This is a genomic window from Pseudomonas gorinensis, assembly GCF_042015035.1.
Taxonomy (GTDB): Bacteria; Pseudomonadota; Gammaproteobacteria; order Pseudomonadales; family Pseudomonadaceae; genus Aquipseudomonas; species Aquipseudomonas gorinensis.
In genome coordinates this window covers 6,251,440-6,269,280 of the sequence record NZ_CP167125.1, presented here as the reverse complement: position 1 = coordinate 6,269,280, position 17,841 = coordinate 6,251,440, and the positions used below count along the sequence as shown (strand labels likewise).

The following is a 17,841-nucleotide window of genomic DNA, read 5'->3' as shown; positions in this document are numbered from 1 at the left end:
GTTTTTTCGTTTGGGAGCCTGGTTCTGGTATAAAGCTGCATCGTTTGCGGGCGAACACTCGCCGCAAGTATTTGTCGAATTTTTTCACACCGTTGCAAGGTAAAGTCCATGAGCGAACGTCCCGAAGAGCCAAGCCAGGCTTCTGACGCCGAAAGCCTGCTACCGATCGATGAGCATGTCGAAGAAGGGCATGACGCTGAAGGCCGCAAGGTCCGGCATCGTGGCATCTATCTTCTGCCCAATCTGTTCACCACGGCGAACCTGTTTGCCGGTTTCTATTCCATCATCAACTCCATGAGTGCCCAAAGCGCCCTGGCTGCTGGTGATGCCGCAAGTGCGAGCAAATACTTCGGTTTTGCCGCCATCGCAATCTTCGTGGCCATGGTGCTCGACGGCCTGGATGGGCGCGTGGCCCGTATGACCAATACCCAAAGTGCCTTCGGTGCCGAGTATGACTCGCTGTCGGACATGGTGGCCTTTGGCGTCGCTCCGGCGTTGCTGGCGTTCGCTTGGGCGCTGGGCGATATGGGCAAGGTCGGCTGGATGGTTGCTTTCATCTATGTTGCTGGGGCTGCGTTGCGTCTGGCGCGTTTCAATACCCAGGTCGGTAAGGCTGACAAGCGTTACTTCATTGGGCTGGCCAGCCCTGCTGCTGCCGGTGTCGTGGCGGGTATCGTCTGGGCGTTCAGTGACTACGGTATCCAGGGGTCGAAGATGTCGTTCCTGGTGGCCTTGATGGTTGCGGCGGCCGGCATGCTGATGGTCAGTAACATCAAGTACAACAGCTTCAAGGAATTCGACCTGAAGGGGAGGGTGCCTTTCGTTGCGATTCTGGTGGTGGTGCTGGTGTTTGCGGTCGTCTTCAGTGATCCGCCGCGTATCCTGCTGCTGGCGTTCCTTGTCTATGCGGCCTCCGGCCCGATTCAGTATCTGCTGCATCTGCGTCGGGACAAAACGTTGCCTTAATGTAATTTCCCCCATACTCCGCAGTCTATTGGTGCATCAGTTCTCCAATGCTGCGGAGTTGCCATGTTAATCAAATTGCCTAAAGCGTCCGATTGCCACGAATCGGATGTCACACCTGAGTCCTTCTACCTGTCCCGTCGCAGCTTGCTCGGTGGTGCGCTGGCGGGTGTTGCTGCCAGTAGCCTGCCGCGTTGGGCGAGTGCTGGCGAACCCGCGCGTTATGCCGATGTCGAGCCGGGTAAGGCTCCAGGTTGGTTTGCCGAGAAACTGACTGCTACGAAATGGCAGGCGGTGACGGTAAAGGACGAGGCTATCACCCCGTTCAAGGATGCGACCCACTACAACAACTTCTATGAGTTCGGTACGGATAAGGGGGATCCAGCATCCAATGCGGGGTCACTCAAGACTGAGCCTTGGAGTGTTGTGATTGATGGCGAGGTCGCGAAGCCTGGGCGTTATGCCCTGGAAGACTTCATGAAGCCTTACCTGTTGGAAGAGCGTATCTATCGTCTGCGCTGTGTCGAGGCGTGGTCGATGGTCATTCCATGGATTGGCTTTCCTATATCTGCTTTGCTCAAACAGGTTGAGCCAACCTCCAGGGCCAAGTACATCCGCTTTGAAACGCTCCAGGACCCCAAGAGCATGCCGGGGCAGCGTTCAAGTTTCGCCTTGATCGACTGGCCCTATGTCGAAGGGCTGCGCCTGGATGAGGCAATGAATCCGTTGGCGATCCTTGCGGTGGGGATGTATGGACGAGAACTACCCAATCAGAATGGCGCGCCCTTGCGTCTGGTGGTGCCGTGGAAATATGGATTCAAGAGTGTGAAGTCCATTGTGCGAATCAGCCTGGTGAGCGAGCAGCCCAATACCACGTGGCAGAGCATTGCGTCAGACGAATATGGGTTCTATGCGAATGTGAACCCTACAGTCGACCATCCTCGGTGGACGCAAGCGCGGGAGCGTCGTCTGCCGAGTGGCTTGTTCAGTCCGAATGTGCGCGAGACGCAGATGTTCAATGGTTACTCGGATGAAGTCGCCTCTTTATATACCGGCCTCGATTTACGGAAGAACTACTGATGCGTTATCCGATTTGGCGCATCGGCGTATTCCTGTCCATCATGGTGTGGCCCCTGTTCTGGCTATATGAAGCATGGAGCTTTGCTCTGGGGCCGGATCCAGGGAAGGTGCTGGTTGATCGGTTGGGGTTAGGGACCTTGATCCTGCTGCTGATCACGCTCGCAATGACGCCGCTGCAGAAGTTGAGCGGTTGGGCGGGATGGATAGTCGTACGCCGCCAGCTGGGGTTGTGGTGTTTTGCTTATGTAGTGCTGCACCTGGCAGCGTATTGCGTATTTGTCCTGGGCCTTGATTGGTCGCAGTTGGGTGTGGAGTTGCGCAAGCGGCCTTACATTATTGTAGGTGCGTTGGGGTTCCTCTCTCTGCTGATGCTGGCAGTTACTTCGAATCGCTATAGTCAACGCCGGCTAGGTAGTCGTTGGAAGAAGCTGCATCGCCTTGTGTACGTGATTCTCGGGCTCGGCTTACTGCACATGCTGTGGATTGTACGGGCCGATCTGAAAGAGTGGTCTATCTATGCGGCTATTGGCGCGTTGCTTCTCGTATTGCGGATACCGCCAGTAGCCCGTCGAATTCCCCGCCTTATTGCGAAAAAAGCACCTTCTGCGACAAAAGCGTAATTAACGCTTGACGGCAGATTCTGGAAGTCTATAATTCGCCCCACTTCCGGCGCAGTCGAAACGGAAAACTCCTTGGTAAACAAAGAGTTACGCAAGATTCGACAGCGACCTGCTTCAGTTCATCGAAGCCCAGAAGGAGTTGGTAGAGCAGTGTCGTTTGGCTCTATTAACGTTTCGATCCTCTCGGTCGAAAGCGGAGAAAAAGAGGTGTTGACAGCAGCGTGTAACGCTGTAGAATTCGCCTCCCGCTAACGAGAGATCGGAAGCGCAAGTGGTTGAAGTTACAAAGGAAACTTTGAAAACTTCTGAAAATAATCACTTGACAGCAAATGAGGCTGCTGTAGAATGCGCGCCTCGGTTGAGACGAAAGATCTTAACCAACCGCTCTTTAACAACTGAATCAAGCAATTCGTGTGGGTGCTTGTGGAGTCAGACTGATAGTCAACAAGATTATCAGCATCACAAGTTACTCCGCGAGAAATCAAAGATGTAACCAACGATTGCTGAGCCAAGTTTAGGGTTTCTTAAAAACCCAAAGATGTTTGAACTGAAGAGTTTGATCATGGCTCAGATTGAACGCTGGCGGCAGGCCTAACACATGCAAGTCGAGCGGTAGAGAGAAGCTTGCTTCTCTTGAGAGCGGCGGACGGGTGAGTAATGCCTAGGAATCTGCCTGGTAGTGGGGGATAACGTTCGGAAACGGACGCTAATACCGCATACGTCCTACGGGAGAAAGCAGGGGACCTTCGGGCCTTGCGCTATCAGATGAGCCTAGGTCGGATTAGCTAGTTGGTGAGGTAATGGCTCACCAAGGCGACGATCCGTAACTGGTCTGAGAGGATGATCAGTCACACTGGAACTGAGACACGGTCCAGACTCCTACGGGAGGCAGCAGTGGGGAATATTGGACAATGGGCGAAAGCCTGATCCAGCCATGCCGCGTGTGTGAAGAAGGTCTTCGGATTGTAAAGCACTTTAAGTTGGGAGGAAGGGCAGTTACCTAATACGTGATTGTTTTGACGTTACCGACAGAATAAGCACCGGCTAACTCTGTGCCAGCAGCCGCGGTAATACAGAGGGTGCAAGCGTTAATCGGAATTACTGGGCGTAAAGCGCGCGTAGGTGGTTAGTTAAGTTGGATGTGAAATCCCCGGGCTCAACCTGGGAACTGCATTCAAAACTGACTGACTAGAGTATGGTAGAGGGTGGTGGAATTTCCTGTGTAGCGGTGAAATGCGTAGATATAGGAAGGAACACCAGTGGCGAAGGCGACCACCTGGACTGATACTGACACTGAGGTGCGAAAGCGTGGGGAGCAAACAGGATTAGATACCCTGGTAGTCCACGCCGTAAACGATGTCAACTAGCCGTTGGGAGCCTTGAGCTCTTAGTGGCGCAGCTAACGCATTAAGTTGACCGCCTGGGGAGTACGGCCGCAAGGTTAAAACTCAAATGAATTGACGGGGGCCCGCACAAGCGGTGGAGCATGTGGTTTAATTCGAAGCAACGCGAAGAACCTTACCAGGCCTTGACATCCAATGAACTTTCTAGAGATAGATTGGTGCCTTCGGGAACATTGAGACAGGTGCTGCATGGCTGTCGTCAGCTCGTGTCGTGAGATGTTGGGTTAAGTCCCGTAACGAGCGCAACCCTTGTCCTTAGTTACCAGCACGTTATGGTGGGCACTCTAAGGAGACTGCCGGTGACAAACCGGAGGAAGGTGGGGATGACGTCAAGTCATCATGGCCCTTACGGCCTGGGCTACACACGTGCTACAATGGTCGGTACAGAGGGTTGCCAAGCCGCGAGGTGGAGCTAATCCCACAAAACCGATCGTAGTCCGGATCGCAGTCTGCAACTCGACTGCGTGAAGTCGGAATCGCTAGTAATCGCGAATCAGAATGTCGCGGTGAATACGTTCCCGGGCCTTGTACACACCGCCCGTCACACCATGGGAGTGGGTTGCACCAGAAGTAGCTAGTCTAACCTTCGGGGGGACGGTTACCACGGTGTGATTCATGACTGGGGTGAAGTCGTAACAAGGTAGCCGTAGGGGAACCTGCGGCTGGATCACCTCCTTAATCGACGACATCAGCTGCTCCATAAGTTCCCACACGAATTGCTTGATTCATTGAAGAAGACGATAAAGAAGCAGCCCGAAATTGGGTCTGTAGCTCAGTTGGTTAGAGCGCACCCCTGATAAGGGTGAGGTCGGCAGTTCGAATCTGCCCAGACCCACCAATTTTGTGTGGGAAACGCCTGTAGAAATACGGGGCCATAGCTCAGCTGGGAGAGCGCCTGCCTTGCACGCAGGAGGTCAACGGTTCGATCCCGTTTGGCTCCACCACTACTGCTTCTAGACGTTGAAAGCTTAGAAATGAGCATTCCATCACTGCGATGGTGAATGTTGATTTCTAGTCTTTGATTAGATCGTTCTTTAAAAATTTGGGTATGTGATAGAAAGATAGACTGAACGTTACTTTCACTGGTAACGGATCAGGCTAAGGTAAAATTTGTGAGTTCTCTTAATTGAGAAATTCGAATTTTCGGCGAATGTCGTCTTCACAGTATAACCAGATTGCTTGGGGTTATATGGTCAAGTGAAGAAGCGCATACGGTGGATGCCTTGGCAGTCAGAGGCGATGAAAGACGTGGTAGCCTGCGAAAAGCTTCGGGGAGTCGGCAAACAGACTTTGATCCGGAGATGTCTGAATGGGGGAACCCAGCCATCATAAGATGGTTACCTTACACTGAATACATAGGTGTAAGGGGCGAACCAGGGGAACTGAAACATCTAAGTACCCTGAGGAAAAGAAATCAACCGAGATTCCCTTAGTAGTGGCGAGCGAACGGGGACTAGCCCTTAAGTGGCTTTGAGATTAGCGGAACGCTCTGGAAAGTGCGGCCATAGTGGGTGATAGCCCTGTACGCGAAAATCTCTTAGTCATGAAATCGAGTAGGACGGAGCACGAGAAACTTTGTCTGAATATGGGGGGACCATCCTCCAAGGCTAAATACTACTGACTGACCGATAGTGAACTAGTACCGTGAGGGAAAGGCGAAAAGAACCCCGGAGAGGGGAGTGAAATAGATCCTGAAACCGTATGCGTACAAGCAGTGGGAGCCCACTTTGTTGGGTGACTGCGTACCTTTTGTATAATGGGTCAGCGACTTATTTTCAGTGGCGAGCTTAACCGAATAGGGGAGGCGTAGCGAAAGCGAGTCTTAATAGGGCGTCTAGTCGCTGGGAATAGACCCGAAACCGGGCGATCTATCCATGGGCAGGTTGAAGGTTGGGTAACACTAACTGGAGGACCGAACCGACTACCGTTGAAAAGTTAGCGGATGACCTGTGGATCGGAGTGAAAGGCTAATCAAGCTCGGAGATAGCTGGTTCTCCTCGAAAGCTATTTAGGTAGCGCCTCATGTATCACTGTAGGGGGTAGAGCACTGTTTCGGCTAGGGGGTCATCCCGACTTACCAAACCGATGCAAACTCCGAATACCTACAAGTGCCGAGCATGGGAGACACACGGCGGGTGCTAACGTCCGTCGTGAAAAGGGAAACAACCCAGACCGTCAGCTAAGGTCCCAAAGTTATGGTTAAGTGGGAAACGATGTGGGAAGGCTTAGACAGCTAGGAGGTTGGCTTAGAAGCAGCCACCCTTTAAAGAAAGCGTAATAGCTCACTAGTCGAGTCGGCCTGCGCGGAAGATGTAACGGGGCTCAAACCATACACCGAAGCTACGGGTATCACGTAAGTGATGCGGTAGAGGAGCGTTCTGTAAGCCTGTGAAGGTGAGTTGAGAAGCTTGCTGGAGGTATCAGAAGTGCGAATGCTGACATGAGTAACGACAATGGGTGTGAAAAACACCCACGCCGAAAGACCAAGGTTTCCTGCGCAACGTTAATCGACGCAGGGTTAGTCGGTCCCTAAGGCGAGGCTGAAAAGCGTAGTCGATGGAAAACAGGTTAATATTCCTGTACTTCTGGTTATTGCGATGGAGGGACGGAGAAGGCTAGGCCAGCTTGGCGTTGGTTGTCCAAGTTTAAGGTGGTAGGCTGAGATCTTAGGTAAATCCGGGATCTTAAGGCCGAGAGCTGATGACGAGTTGTCTTTTAGATGACGAAGTGGTTGATGCCATGCTTCCAAGAAAAGCTTCTAAGCTTCAGGTAACCAGGAACCGTACCCCAAACCGACACAGGTGGTTGGGTAGAGAATACCAAGGCGCTTGAGAGAACTCGGGTGAAGGAACTAGGCAAAATGGCACCGTAACTTCGGGAGAAGGTGCGCCGGTGAGGGTGAAGGACTTGCTCCGTAAGCCCATGCCGGTCGAAGATACCAGGCCGCTGCGACTGTTTATTAAAAACACAGCACTCTGCAAACACGAAAGTGGACGTATAGGGTGTGACGCCTGCCCGGTGCCGGAAGGTTAATTGATGGGGTTAGCTAACGCGAAGCTCTTGATCGAAGCCCCGGTAAACGGCGGCCGTAACTATAACGGTCCTAAGGTAGCGAAATTCCTTGTCGGGTAAGTTCCGACCTGCACGAATGGCGTAACGATGGCGGCGCTGTCTCCACCCGAGACTCAGTGAAATTGAAATCGCTGTGAAGATGCAGTGTATCCGCGGCTAGACGGAAAGACCCCGTGAACCTTTACTATAGCTTTGCACTGGACTTTGAATTTGCTTGTGTAGGATAGGTGGGAGGCTTTGAAGCGTGGACGCCAGTTCGCGTGGAGCCAACCTTGAAATACCACCCTGGCAACTTTGAGGTTCTAACTCAGGTCCGTTATCCGGATCGAGGACAGTGTATGGTGGGTAGTTTGACTGGGGCGGTCTCCTCCTAAAGAGTAACGGAGGAGTACGAAGGTGCGCTCAGACCGGTCGGAAATCGGTCGTAGAGTATAAAGGCAAAAGCGCGCTTGACTGCGAGACAGACACGTCGAGCAGGTACGAAAGTAGGTCTTAGTGATCCGGTGGTTCTGTATGGAAGGGCCATCGCTCAACGGATAAAAGGTACTCCGGGGATAACAGGCTGATACCGCCCAAGAGTTCATATCGACGGCGGTGTTTGGCACCTCGATGTCGGCTCATCACATCCTGGGGCTGAAGCCGGTCCCAAGGGTATGGCTGTTCGCCATTTAAAGTGGTACGCGAGCTGGGTTTAGAACGTCGTGAGACAGTTCGGTCCCTATCTGCCGTGGACGTTTGAGATTTGAGAGGGGCTGCTCCTAGTACGAGAGGACCGGAGTGGACGAACCTCTGGTGTTCCGGTTGTCACGCCAGTGGCATTGCCGGGTAGCTATGTTCGGAATAGATAACCGCTGAAAGCATCTAAGCGGGAAACTAGCCTCAAGATGAGATCTCACTGGGACCTTGAGTCCCCTGAAGGGCCGTCGAAGACTACGACGTTGATAGGTTGGGTGTGTAAGCGCTGTGAGGCGTTGAGCTAACCAATACTAATTGCCCGTGAGGCTTGACCATATAACACCCAAGCAATTTGCTGACCTGAAAAGGCACCAGATTGCGGTGTGTGAAGACGAAACGAACCGAAAGTTCGAAGTTCACAAAACACCGAAAGCTATCACATACCCAATTTGCTGAAGCGAGGCCAACTGGCCACGACTCAGTACCCGAATTTCTTGACGACCATAGAGCATTGGAACCACCTGATCCCATCCCGAACTCAGTAGTGAAACGATGCATCGCCGATGGTAGTGTGGGGTTTCCCCATGTGAGAGTAGGTCATCGTCAAGATTAAATTCCGAAACCCCATTTGCGAAAGCAGATGGGGTTTTGTTTTGGGCGATCGAAAAGCGCAGGCGCAAGCGTGCTCATGCAGGACGACAACGCTGACGCGCACCCTCGGGCACACCGCACCCACTCCAAACCCCCCGCTTCTTGCATCCCGATACCGCCAATATTTGCCCACAGTGCTAAAGTCCCTCCCTCGATTTTTGCTTTTCCCAAGGAAGCCGTTATGCCGGACTCGACGTCCCTCAGCGCTGGATTCATGGTGGTTCACGGCAACCGCCTGGACGAACTGCGCAGCCTGGTGGTCAGTTGGATGCGACGATATCCACTGGCACCCTTGGAAAACGAAATCGCCTTGGTGCAAAGCAATGGCATCGCCCAATGGCTCAAATTGGCCCTGGCTGAAGATCCGGAAGATGACGATATGGGGGGCTGCGGCATCGCGGCGGCCATTGATGTGCAACTGCCGGGTAGCTTCATGTGGCAACTTTATCGGATGGTCCTTGGCCGTGACGAAATTCCGCCCAAGTCCCTGCTCGACAAAGCCCCGTTGACCTGGCGCCTGATGCGCCTGCTCCCGGAGCTCATTGATCAACCGCACTTCGAGCCCCTGCAACGCTTCCTGACTCACGACACGGACCTACGTAAACGCTACCAACTCGCCGAACGTCTGGCCGACCTGTTCGACCAGTATCAGGTCTACCGTGCTGACTGGCTGGAAGATTGGGCCGCGGGCCGTCATCAGTTACGTAATGGTCGCGGTGAAACCAAACCCCTGAATCCGGCCAACTGCTGGCAAGCCGAATTATGGCGCGCGCTGCTGTTGGATGTCGGGGAGGAGGGCATGGCCCAAAGCCGTGCCGGCGTCCACCAGCGATTTATCGAGCGCATCAATAGCCTGAAACAAGCCCCCCCAGGCCTGCCTTCCCGAGTCATTGTTTTCGGCATTTCATCCTTGCCTGCGCAGGCACTGGAAGCCCTTGCCGGCCTGGCCCGCTTCAGCCAGGTCCTGCTGTGCGTGCATAACCCCTGCCGCCATCATTGGTCTGACATCGTCGCTGACAAAGACTTGCTGCGTAACGAATACAAACGCCAGGCGCGCAAGGCCGGTATGCCGGTGACCATCGACCCGCAGTCCCTGCACCAACATGCCCATCCATTACTGGCCGCATGGGGCAAACAAGGCCGCGACTACATCAGCCTGTTGGACAGTTACGATGATCCCAACAGTTACCGAGCCGCCTTCCGCGATGGCCGAATCGACCTGTTCAGCGAGACCGAGCCCACCACATTGCTCAACCAGCTCCAGGACGACATTCTCGAACTGCGCCCGCTCAATGAAACCCGCGATCTCTGGCCCGCCGTCGACCTGCAGCGCGACACGTCAATCCGCTTCCATATCGCCCATAGCGCCCAGCGCGAAGTGGAAATTCTCCACGACCAACTGCTTCAACGCTTCAGCGCCGATCCCACCCTACGTCCTCGGGACATCATCGTCATGGTCCCCGACGTCGACAGCTATGCGCCGCACATTCGCGCCGTATTCGGCCAGTTGGAACGAAGTGATCCACGCTTCATCCCCTTCACCCTCACCGACCAAGGACAACGCGGCCGCGACCCGTTGTTGATCGCCGTCGAGCATCTGCTCAAGTTGCCAGACAGCCGCTTCCCCGTCAGCGAGATTCTCGACCTGCTCGACGTCCCGGCCCTGCGTGAACGTTTCGCTATCAAAGAACGCGACCTGCCCACATTGCACCGCTGGATCGAAGGGGCCGGTATCCGTTGGGGACTCAACGCCGAGCAACGCGCCGGCCTGGGTCTACCCCATGAGCTGGAGCAAAACAGTTGGCGCTTCGGCCTGCGCCGCATGCTCCTGGGCTACGCCGTCGGCACCGGCACCGCTTGCGACGGTATCGAGCCTTATGACGAAATCGGCGGTCTCGACGCTGCCTTGATTGGCCCACTGGTGGCCTTGCTCGATGCCCTGAGCGATGCCCATCAAGCCTTGTCTCAACCTGCTGCTCCTCAAGCATGGGGCGAGCGTCTACAACGCTTGATGCAACTATTCTTCCTGCCTGGCAGCGAGCACGACGACTACCTGCTGGGCCAGCTCGAACAGCTGCGGGAAACCTGGCTGGAAACCTGTGAGTCCGTGGGCCTGCAGGACGAGTTACCGCTCACTGTCGTTCGTGAGGCATGGCTGGCCGGTCTGGACCAGGGCCGCCTCTCACAGCGCTTTCTCGCCGGAGCTGTCAATTTTTGTACCCTGATGCCCATGCGCGCGATCCCATTCAAGCTCGTCTGCCTGCTCGGTATGAACGACGGTGATTATCCGCGCGCGCAACCGCCATTGGATTTCGACCTGATGGGCAGCGATTATCGCCCTGGCGACCGTTCACGCCGCGAAGATGACCGCTACCTGCTGCTTGAAGCCCTGCTGTCCGCGCGCGACCAGCTCTACATCAGTTGGGTCGGGCGCAGCATCCGCGACAATAGCGATCGCCCTGCATCGGTGTTGATTGGCCAACTGCGCGACCACATCGCCAATGGCTGGCATAACGCCAATATTGCACAGCCACTTATTGAGGCGATGACCCAGGAACATCCGCTCCAGCCCTTTAGCGCCCGGTATTTTCACGAAGGAGACCCGTTGTTCAGCTACGCCCGTGAGTGGCAGCTGCTGCACGAGGCCGCGGAGGCCACCCCTGACACGGCGGCATTGGCGGCCCATCGGCAGGAAGAGCCCCTGAGCCTGGGCCAACTGCAGGACTTCCTTCGCAACCCGGTCAAACATTTCTTCAGCCAACGGCTGAAAGTTTTTTTCGAAGCCGCCGAAGTCCCGCTGGCCGATGAAGAACCCTTCGTCCTCGACGCACTGCAACGCTACAGTCTGAGCGACAGCCTGCTCAATGCCGCATTAAGCCAGCCCGATCACTTCGACCAGGCCCTCAACGCCCAGGCCCTGCGCCTGCAAGGCAGTGGCCTGCTGCCGATGGTCGGGTTCGGCGAGCGTCTGCGTAACGAACTGATCGAACCTTTGCCTGACTTGTTACGCCGCTACCAACAGCTTCTAGCCCTCTGGCCAACCCCGCACACCGGTGCTGAACCGATCAGTTTCGAGCATCAGGGTATTCAGCTGGAAGGCTGGATCAGCGGCCTGCATCGACGCAGTGATGGCGGGTTGTTAAGCGTCACCACCATCCCCAACAGCATCGGTTCGATCAAGACGCGCAAGTGGCACCGCCTGATTCGCCCATGGGTCAATCACGTGGTCGCCTGCGCCTGCGGTCTGCCATTGAGCACCGGGTTGGTGGCCAGTGATGACACCCTGCTGCTGGCTCCGCTGGAAAAATCCAGCGCCCAGGGCATCCTCGGCGACCTGTTGCTCGCCTGGCATATCGGCATGAGCAAACCCTTGCCCATCGCGGTCAAAACCGCCTTCGCCTGGCTTGGCCAAACCGACCCGGTCAAAGCTCACGCTGCCGCCAGCAAAGCCTACGAAGGTGACGGCCTGACCACCGATGGCGAACGTCGCGAAACCCCGGCACTCACCCGCCAATTCCCCGACTACGCCGCCCTGATGGCCAGCGAAGAGTTCGAAGGGTGGTGTGAAACCTTGTATCGGCCCTTGCTCAACGCCCCTTGGCGATCCCTGAACAGCGAGGAGGTCGGCGCATGAGCAGCAAACCCTTGGCCTTGGCATTCCCGCTAAAAGGCAGCCAGTTGATCGAAGCCAGTGCCGGTACCGGCAAGACCTTCACCATCTCCGCCCTGTACCTGCGCCTGGTACTCGGCCACGGTGGTGACGAGTCAGGCTTCGGCCGCGAACTGCTGCCCCCGCAAATCCTCGTTGTGACCTTCACCGACGCCGCCACCAAGGAGCTGCGCGAACGCATCCGTATCCGCCTGGCCGAAGCTGCGCGGTTCTTCCGCGATGAAATCAAACAACCGGATGCGCTGATCGCTGAGCTGCGCGAGCACTATCTGCCCGAACAATGGCCCGCGTGTGCCAATCGCCTGGATATCGCCGCGCAATGGATGGACGAAGCGGCGGTCTCGACCATCCACAGTTGGTGCCAGCGCATGCTGCGCGAACATGCGTTCGACAGTGGCAGCCTGTTCACCCAGACCCTGGAAACCGACCATAGTGACCTGCTCGGCGAAGTGCTGCGCGACTATTGGCGGCTGTTCTGCTACCCGATGCACGACGATGCGCTCAACTGGGTGCGCAACAACTGGGGCGGGCCGGCCGCGCTGATGCCGCGAGTACGTGCGTTGTTCGGCAGCGAGCGGCCCACTGATGAGCATCGTGAGCCCGCCGAACTGATCAACGCCTGCCTGCAAGAGCGTCGAGCAGCCCTCGTTGCGCTTAAAGCGCCCTGGCCACAATGGGCCGCCGAGTTGCGCGACATCTGCCTGCAAGCCGTCGCCGCCAAAGCCGTCGATGGTCGCAAGATGCAAGCCCGCTACTTCGAACCCTGGTTCGAAAAAATCAGCGCCTGGGCCGCGGATGAAACCCTCGAACAACTGGATATCGGCACCGGGTTCACGCGTCTGACCCCCGATGGCATGGCCGAAGCCTGGAAGGGGGATCCGCCGCACCACCCGGGTATCGACGCCATGGTCGGCCTCAAAGCCGCCCTCGATGCGTTGCCAATCCCCGATGCCGCCGTGTTGCAACACGCCGCTGGCTGGGTCGGCAAGCGCTTCGAAGACGAAAAACGCCGCCGTGCCGAAATGGGCTTCGACGACATGCTGATCCGCCTCAATGCCGCCTTGCAATCAGACGGTGGCGAGCGTCTTGCCAGTGTGATCCGCGAGCAGTTTCCGGTCGCCCTGATCGATGAGTTCCAGGACACCGACCCGGTGCAATACAGCATCTTCGACAGCATCTACCGCATCGAAGAAAACCACCTCGACAGTGGCCTGTTCCTGATCGGCGACCCCAAGCAGGCGATCTACGCGTTCCGTGGCGCGGATATCTACACGTACCTGCGCGCCCGCCAATCCACCACTGGTCGTCACCACACCCTGGGCACCAACTTCCGCTCCAGCCATGCGATGGTCGAGGCGGTGAACCATGTGTTCCAGCGTGCCGAAAAAGGCCGCGGCGCGTTCCTGTTCCGCGGGCCGGATGGCGAAAACCCGGTGCCGTTCCAGCCGGTGTTGTCCCAGGGGCGCAAGGAGCAATTGCAGGTCGATGGCCAAACGCTGCCGGCGATGACGCTCTGGCACCTGCCCACCGATCAGCCGATTTCCAATGTGGTTTATCGCCAGCAACTTGCCGCTGCCTGCGCCACGCAGATTGTTGAACTGCTCAACGCTGGGCAGCAAGGTCACGCGGGTTTCCTGCAAGAAGACGGCAGCGTTAACGGCGTGCTGCCTTCAGCTATCGCCATCCTGGTGCGCGACGGCAAGGAGGCCCAAGCCGTGCGCGGCGAATTAGCCGCCCGTGGTGTGCGCAGTGTCTACCTGTCCGACAAGGACTCCGTGTTCGCCGCCCAGGAAGCCCATGATCTGTTGGCCTGGCTCAAGGCCTGTGCCGAGCCCGACGTCGAGCGTCCGTTGCGCGCAGCGCTGGCCTGCGTCACCTTGAACCTGTCACTGCCTGAACTGGAACGTCTGAACCAGGACGAGCTGGCGTGGGAAAGCCGCGTCATGCAGTTCCGCGGCTACCGTACGATCTGGCGTACCCAGGGCGTGCTGCCGATGCTGCGGCGCCTGCTCCATGACTTCAAATTGCCGCAAACCCTGATGGCCCGCAGCGATGGCGAGCGAGTACTGACCAACCTGTTGCACCTCAGTGAGTTGCTGCAACAAGCGGCGTCTGAATTGGACGGCGAACAGGCCCTGATCCGCCATCTGGCCGAACACCTGGCGCTCTCCGGCCAAGCAGGTGAAGAACAGATCCTGCGCCTGGAAAGCGATGAGCAACTGGTCAAAGTGGTGACCATCCACAAGTCCAAGGGGCTGGAATACGACCTGGTATTCCTGCCATTTATCTGTTCGGCCAAACCGGTGGATGGCAGTCGCTTGCCGCTGCATTACCACGATGAAAACGGCAAGTCCCAGGTCAGCCTGCGCCCGACGGCCGCGTTGATCGCCCAAGCCGATGACGAGCGCCTGGCCGAAGACCTGCGCTTGTTCTACGTGGCCCTGACCCGGGCCAAACACGCCTGCTGGCTGGGCATTGCCGACCTCAAGCGCGGCAATAGCAGCAGCTCTGTGCTGCACCTTTCGGCGCTGGGTTATTTGCTGGGCGCGGGCGCGTCCCTGGGCGAATCTGCTGGCCTGGCGCGCTGGCTGCTGGATCTGCAGGAAGGCTGCCCCGCCATCCACTACACCCACGTACCCGAAGCGCAAGACAGCGTGTTTCATCCGCCGCGCAACGAAGCCACGCTGCTCCCCCCCTTGTTACCCAAACGCAAGGCGGCGGAAAGCTGGTGGATCGCGTCCTACAGCGCCTTGCGCATCGGTGACAGCATGAGCGCCGCCAGCCTCGAAGCGCCGGAAAGCCCACAAGCCCAGAAGCTGTTCGACGACGAACGTCTCGACCCTGATGCACCGCGTGAAGTGGCGGCGTCCGGCGGCGACATTCACCGTTTCCCACGTGGCCCGAATCCAGGGACCTTCCTCCATGGCCTGTTGGAGTGGGCGGGCGAGGAGGGCTTCAACGTGACGTCGGAGGCGATCGAAAAAGCCGTGGGCGCGCGTTGCAATCGACGTAACTGGGAAGGCTGGATCGTCACCCTCAGCGGTTGGCTGAGCCACCTGTTGCAAACAGCGCTGCCGTTGCACAACGACCAGGTCACGCTCAGCGGCCTGCAGCAATACCAGGTCGAAATGGAGTTCTGGTTCGCCAGTCATAAAGTCGACGTGCTCGCCCTCGATAAGCTGGTGTGCCAGTACACCCACAACGGTGTCTCGCGGGTTGCCGCCGAGCCGGTCCTGCTCAATGGCATGTTCAAAGGCTTTATCGACCTGACGTTCGAGCATGACGGCCGCTACTACGTGGCGGATTACAAATCCAACTGGCTCGGCCCCGACGACTCAGCCTACACCCACGCGGCCATGGAGCTGTCGATCCTCGAACATCGGTATGACTTGCAGTACGTACTGTACCTGCTGGCCCTGCACCGCCAGCTCAAGGCGCGCCTGCCGGGCTACGACTACGACCGCCATGTCGGTGGCGCGCTCTACCTGTTCTTGCGCGGCAGTCAGGCCGCCAGCCAGGGGGCGTATTTCACCCGCCCTCCACGGGAGCTGATCGAGGGCCTGGATTTGCTCTTCCAAGGTCAATCGATACCGCCCAAGGCCGAACCCGCCTGGGAACAAGGAGTGTTGCTATGAGCCTGTCGTCGTTACCGCTGGAGGCCTTGGCCCCCCTCAACCGCGCCGCTGACTTGGTGCAACTGCTGGAGCGTTGGGTTGACCGCGGCTGGCTGCGTGCGTTGGACAAAGCCTTTGTCGGTTTCCTGTACGAGCTCGACCCGCACGCCGATCCCCTGGTGTTGCTGGCGGCGGCGCTGACCAGCCACCAACTGGGCCATGGTCACGTGTGCCTGGACCTGTTCGAAACCCTCAAGGCACCGGACTTCGCCCTGTCATTGCCGCCCGAAGGCGACCTGCAAGCCGGCGCCATGTTGCTGCCTTCGCAACTGCTCGACGGCCTGGACGGTGCCGATTGGTGCCATACCCTGGCCGCGAGTCCACTGGTCGCCCTCGCGGTGGATGGCAGCGAGGCAGCACAGAGTCGTCCGTTGGTGCTGTCCGGCAAGCGCCTGTACCTGCGGCGCTACTGGGCCTACGAGCGGCGCATCGATACGGCCCTGCGCCTGCGTCTGGCGACCGCAGAAACCGTTGCCGCCGATTTGCCCCAGCGCTTGAATGGCCTGTTCGACCAACCCGTGCCGGAAGGTATGATCGACTGGCAAAAGCTTGCCTGCGCCCTGGCCACCCGTGGTGCATTCAGCATCGTTACCGGTGGCCCCGGCACTGGCAAGACCACCACCGTGGTGCGTCTGCTGGCCTTGTTGCAGGCGCCGGCCGTGGAAAGCGGCACGCCCCTGCGCATTCGCTTGGCTGCGCCTACCGGCAAGGCGGCCGCACGTTTGACCGAATCGATCAGCCAACAAGTGCTGTCACTGAAAGTGCCTGACAGCGTGCGGGAAAAAATCCCGACCCAGGTCACCACGGTTCACCGCTTGCTCGGCAGTCGACCGGGCACGCGGCATTTCCGTCATCACCAGGGCAACCCGCTGCCGCTTGATGTATTGGTGGTGGACGAGGCCTCGATGATCGACCTGGAAATGATGGCCAACCTGCTCGACGCATTGCCGCCCCATGCGCGCCTGGTGTTGTTGGGCGACAAGGACCAGCTCGCCTCGGTGGAGGCCGGCGCCGTCCTCGGTGACCTGTGCCGCGACGCCGAGGCTGGCTGGTACAGCCCAGAAACCCGCCAATGGCTGCAAGCCGTCAGCGGCGAGGACCTCAGCGCCAGTGGCCTGCAGGAAGACCTCGATGGCGACCATCCCCTGGCCCAGCAAGTGGTGATGCTGCGTTACTCGCGACGCTTTGGCGAAGGCAGCGGTATTGGCCAACTGGCGCGCTGGGTCAACCAGCAAAACGCCGAAGAGGCCCGCCAGCTGTTGGCCGCCCGCAGCCACAGCGACCTGTTCTGCGTCAGCCTCAAAGGTGAGCACGACCACGCTCTGGAGCGGCTGGTGCTGGACGGGCAGGGCGATGGCGCCGAAGGCTATCGCTATTATCTGAACCTGCTGCAATCGGCGCGCCCGTCCTTCGACACCCCGCGGGAAGATCACGCCTGGACCCACTGGGCGCAGCAACTGCTGCAAGCCTTCGACGCCTTCCAGTTGCTATGTGCCGTGCGTAAAGGCCCCTGGGGAGTGGAGGGGCTGAACCTGCGCATCACCGCCGCCTTGCGCAAAGTGCGGCTGATCGAAGGTGACGAGCAATGGTACGAAGGCCGCCCGGTACTGATGACCCGTAATGACTATGGCCTGGGCCTGATGAACGGCGATATTGGCATTGCCCTGAAACTGCCCGAAAGCGACGGTGGCCCTCAGGTACTGCGTGTCGCCTTCCCACGGAACGATGGCCAGGGCGGTGTGCGTTTTGTACTACCCAGCCGCCTGAACGATGTGGAAACCGTGTATGCCATGACCGTGCACAAATCCCAGGGCTCTGAATTCACTCACACCGCCTTGATCCTGCCCGAGGCACTCAACCCGGTGCTCACCAAAGAGCTGATCTACACCGGCATCACCCGCGCCAAGCGTTGGTTCAGCTTGATCGAACCCCGCGGCGGCGTGTTTGAGGAAGCCGTGCGACGCAAGGTCAAGCGCTTGAGTGGGTTGATGCTGGAACTGGGGCACGAGGCTGAAAAAACTGACTGATAGGTC

The 17,841-nt window shown here is 57.7% G+C and carries 6 protein-coding genes, 2 tRNA genes and 3 rRNA genes; all 11 read left to right on the top strand.

The window, feature by feature from the left end:
* Nucleotides 1-108 precede the first annotated feature (108 nt).
* The gene (gene pssA, locus AB7933_RS28690) at nucleotides 109-966 is read left to right on the top strand and encodes a CDP-diacylglycerol--serine O-phosphatidyltransferase (protein WP_024077405.1); all 858 of its coding nucleotides are present in this window, start codon (nucleotides 109-111) and stop codon (nucleotides 964-966) included.
* A gap of 63 nt (nucleotides 967-1,029) precedes the next feature.
* Nucleotides 1,030-2,043, top strand: a complete 1,014-nt coding sequence (msrP, locus tag AB7933_RS28685; protein WP_024077404.1) for a protein-methionine-sulfoxide reductase catalytic subunit MsrP — start codon at nucleotides 1,030-1,032, stop codon at nucleotides 2,041-2,043.
* Nucleotides 2,043-2,663 carry a protein-methionine-sulfoxide reductase heme-binding subunit MsrQ gene (gene msrQ, locus AB7933_RS28680; protein WP_024077403.1) on the top strand — a complete coding sequence of 207 codons (621 nt, stop codon included), beginning with the start codon at nucleotides 2,043-2,045 and terminating at the stop codon, nucleotides 2,661-2,663. The genes msrP and msrQ overlap by 1 nt, the downstream gene beginning before the upstream one ends.
* A 544-nt stretch (nucleotides 2,664-3,207) precedes the next feature.
* A 16S ribosomal RNA gene (locus tag AB7933_RS28675) occupies nucleotides 3,208-4,744 on the top strand.
* A gap of 83 nt (nucleotides 4,745-4,827) precedes the next feature.
* A tRNA-Ile gene (locus AB7933_RS28670) sits at nucleotides 4,828-4,904 on the top strand.
* A gap of 30 nt (nucleotides 4,905-4,934) precedes the next feature.
* A tRNA-Ala gene (locus tag AB7933_RS28665) sits at nucleotides 4,935-5,010 on the top strand.
* A 247-nt stretch (nucleotides 5,011-5,257) separates the two neighbouring features.
* A 23S ribosomal RNA gene (locus AB7933_RS28660) occupies nucleotides 5,258-8,149 on the top strand.
* A gap of 157 nt (nucleotides 8,150-8,306) precedes the next feature.
* Nucleotides 8,307-8,422 (top strand): 5S ribosomal RNA (gene rrf / locus AB7933_RS28655).
* Together the 16S, 23S and 5S rRNA genes with 2 tRNA genes alongside form the textbook arrangement of a ribosomal RNA operon.
* A gap of 223 nt (nucleotides 8,423-8,645) precedes the next feature.
* Nucleotides 8,646-12,098: an exodeoxyribonuclease V subunit gamma gene (gene recC, locus AB7933_RS28650; RefSeq protein WP_024077402.1), complete on the top strand. Its 3,453-nt coding sequence runs from the start codon at nucleotides 8,646-8,648 to the stop codon at nucleotides 12,096-12,098.
* On the top strand, nucleotides 12,095-15,769 hold the full coding sequence (recB, locus tag AB7933_RS28645; RefSeq protein WP_024077401.1) for an exodeoxyribonuclease V subunit beta: 3,675 nt from the start codon (nucleotides 12,095-12,097) through the stop codon (nucleotides 15,767-15,769). Before recC ends, recB begins: the two co-directional genes overlap by 4 nt.
* A complete protein-coding gene (recD, locus tag AB7933_RS28640) occupies nucleotides 15,766-17,835 on the top strand; it encodes an exodeoxyribonuclease V subunit alpha (RefSeq protein WP_024077400.1) in 2,070 nt (689 codons plus the stop codon). The genes recB and recD overlap by 4 nt, the downstream gene beginning before the upstream one ends.
* The last annotated feature ends 6 nt before the right edge of the window (nucleotides 17,836-17,841 follow it).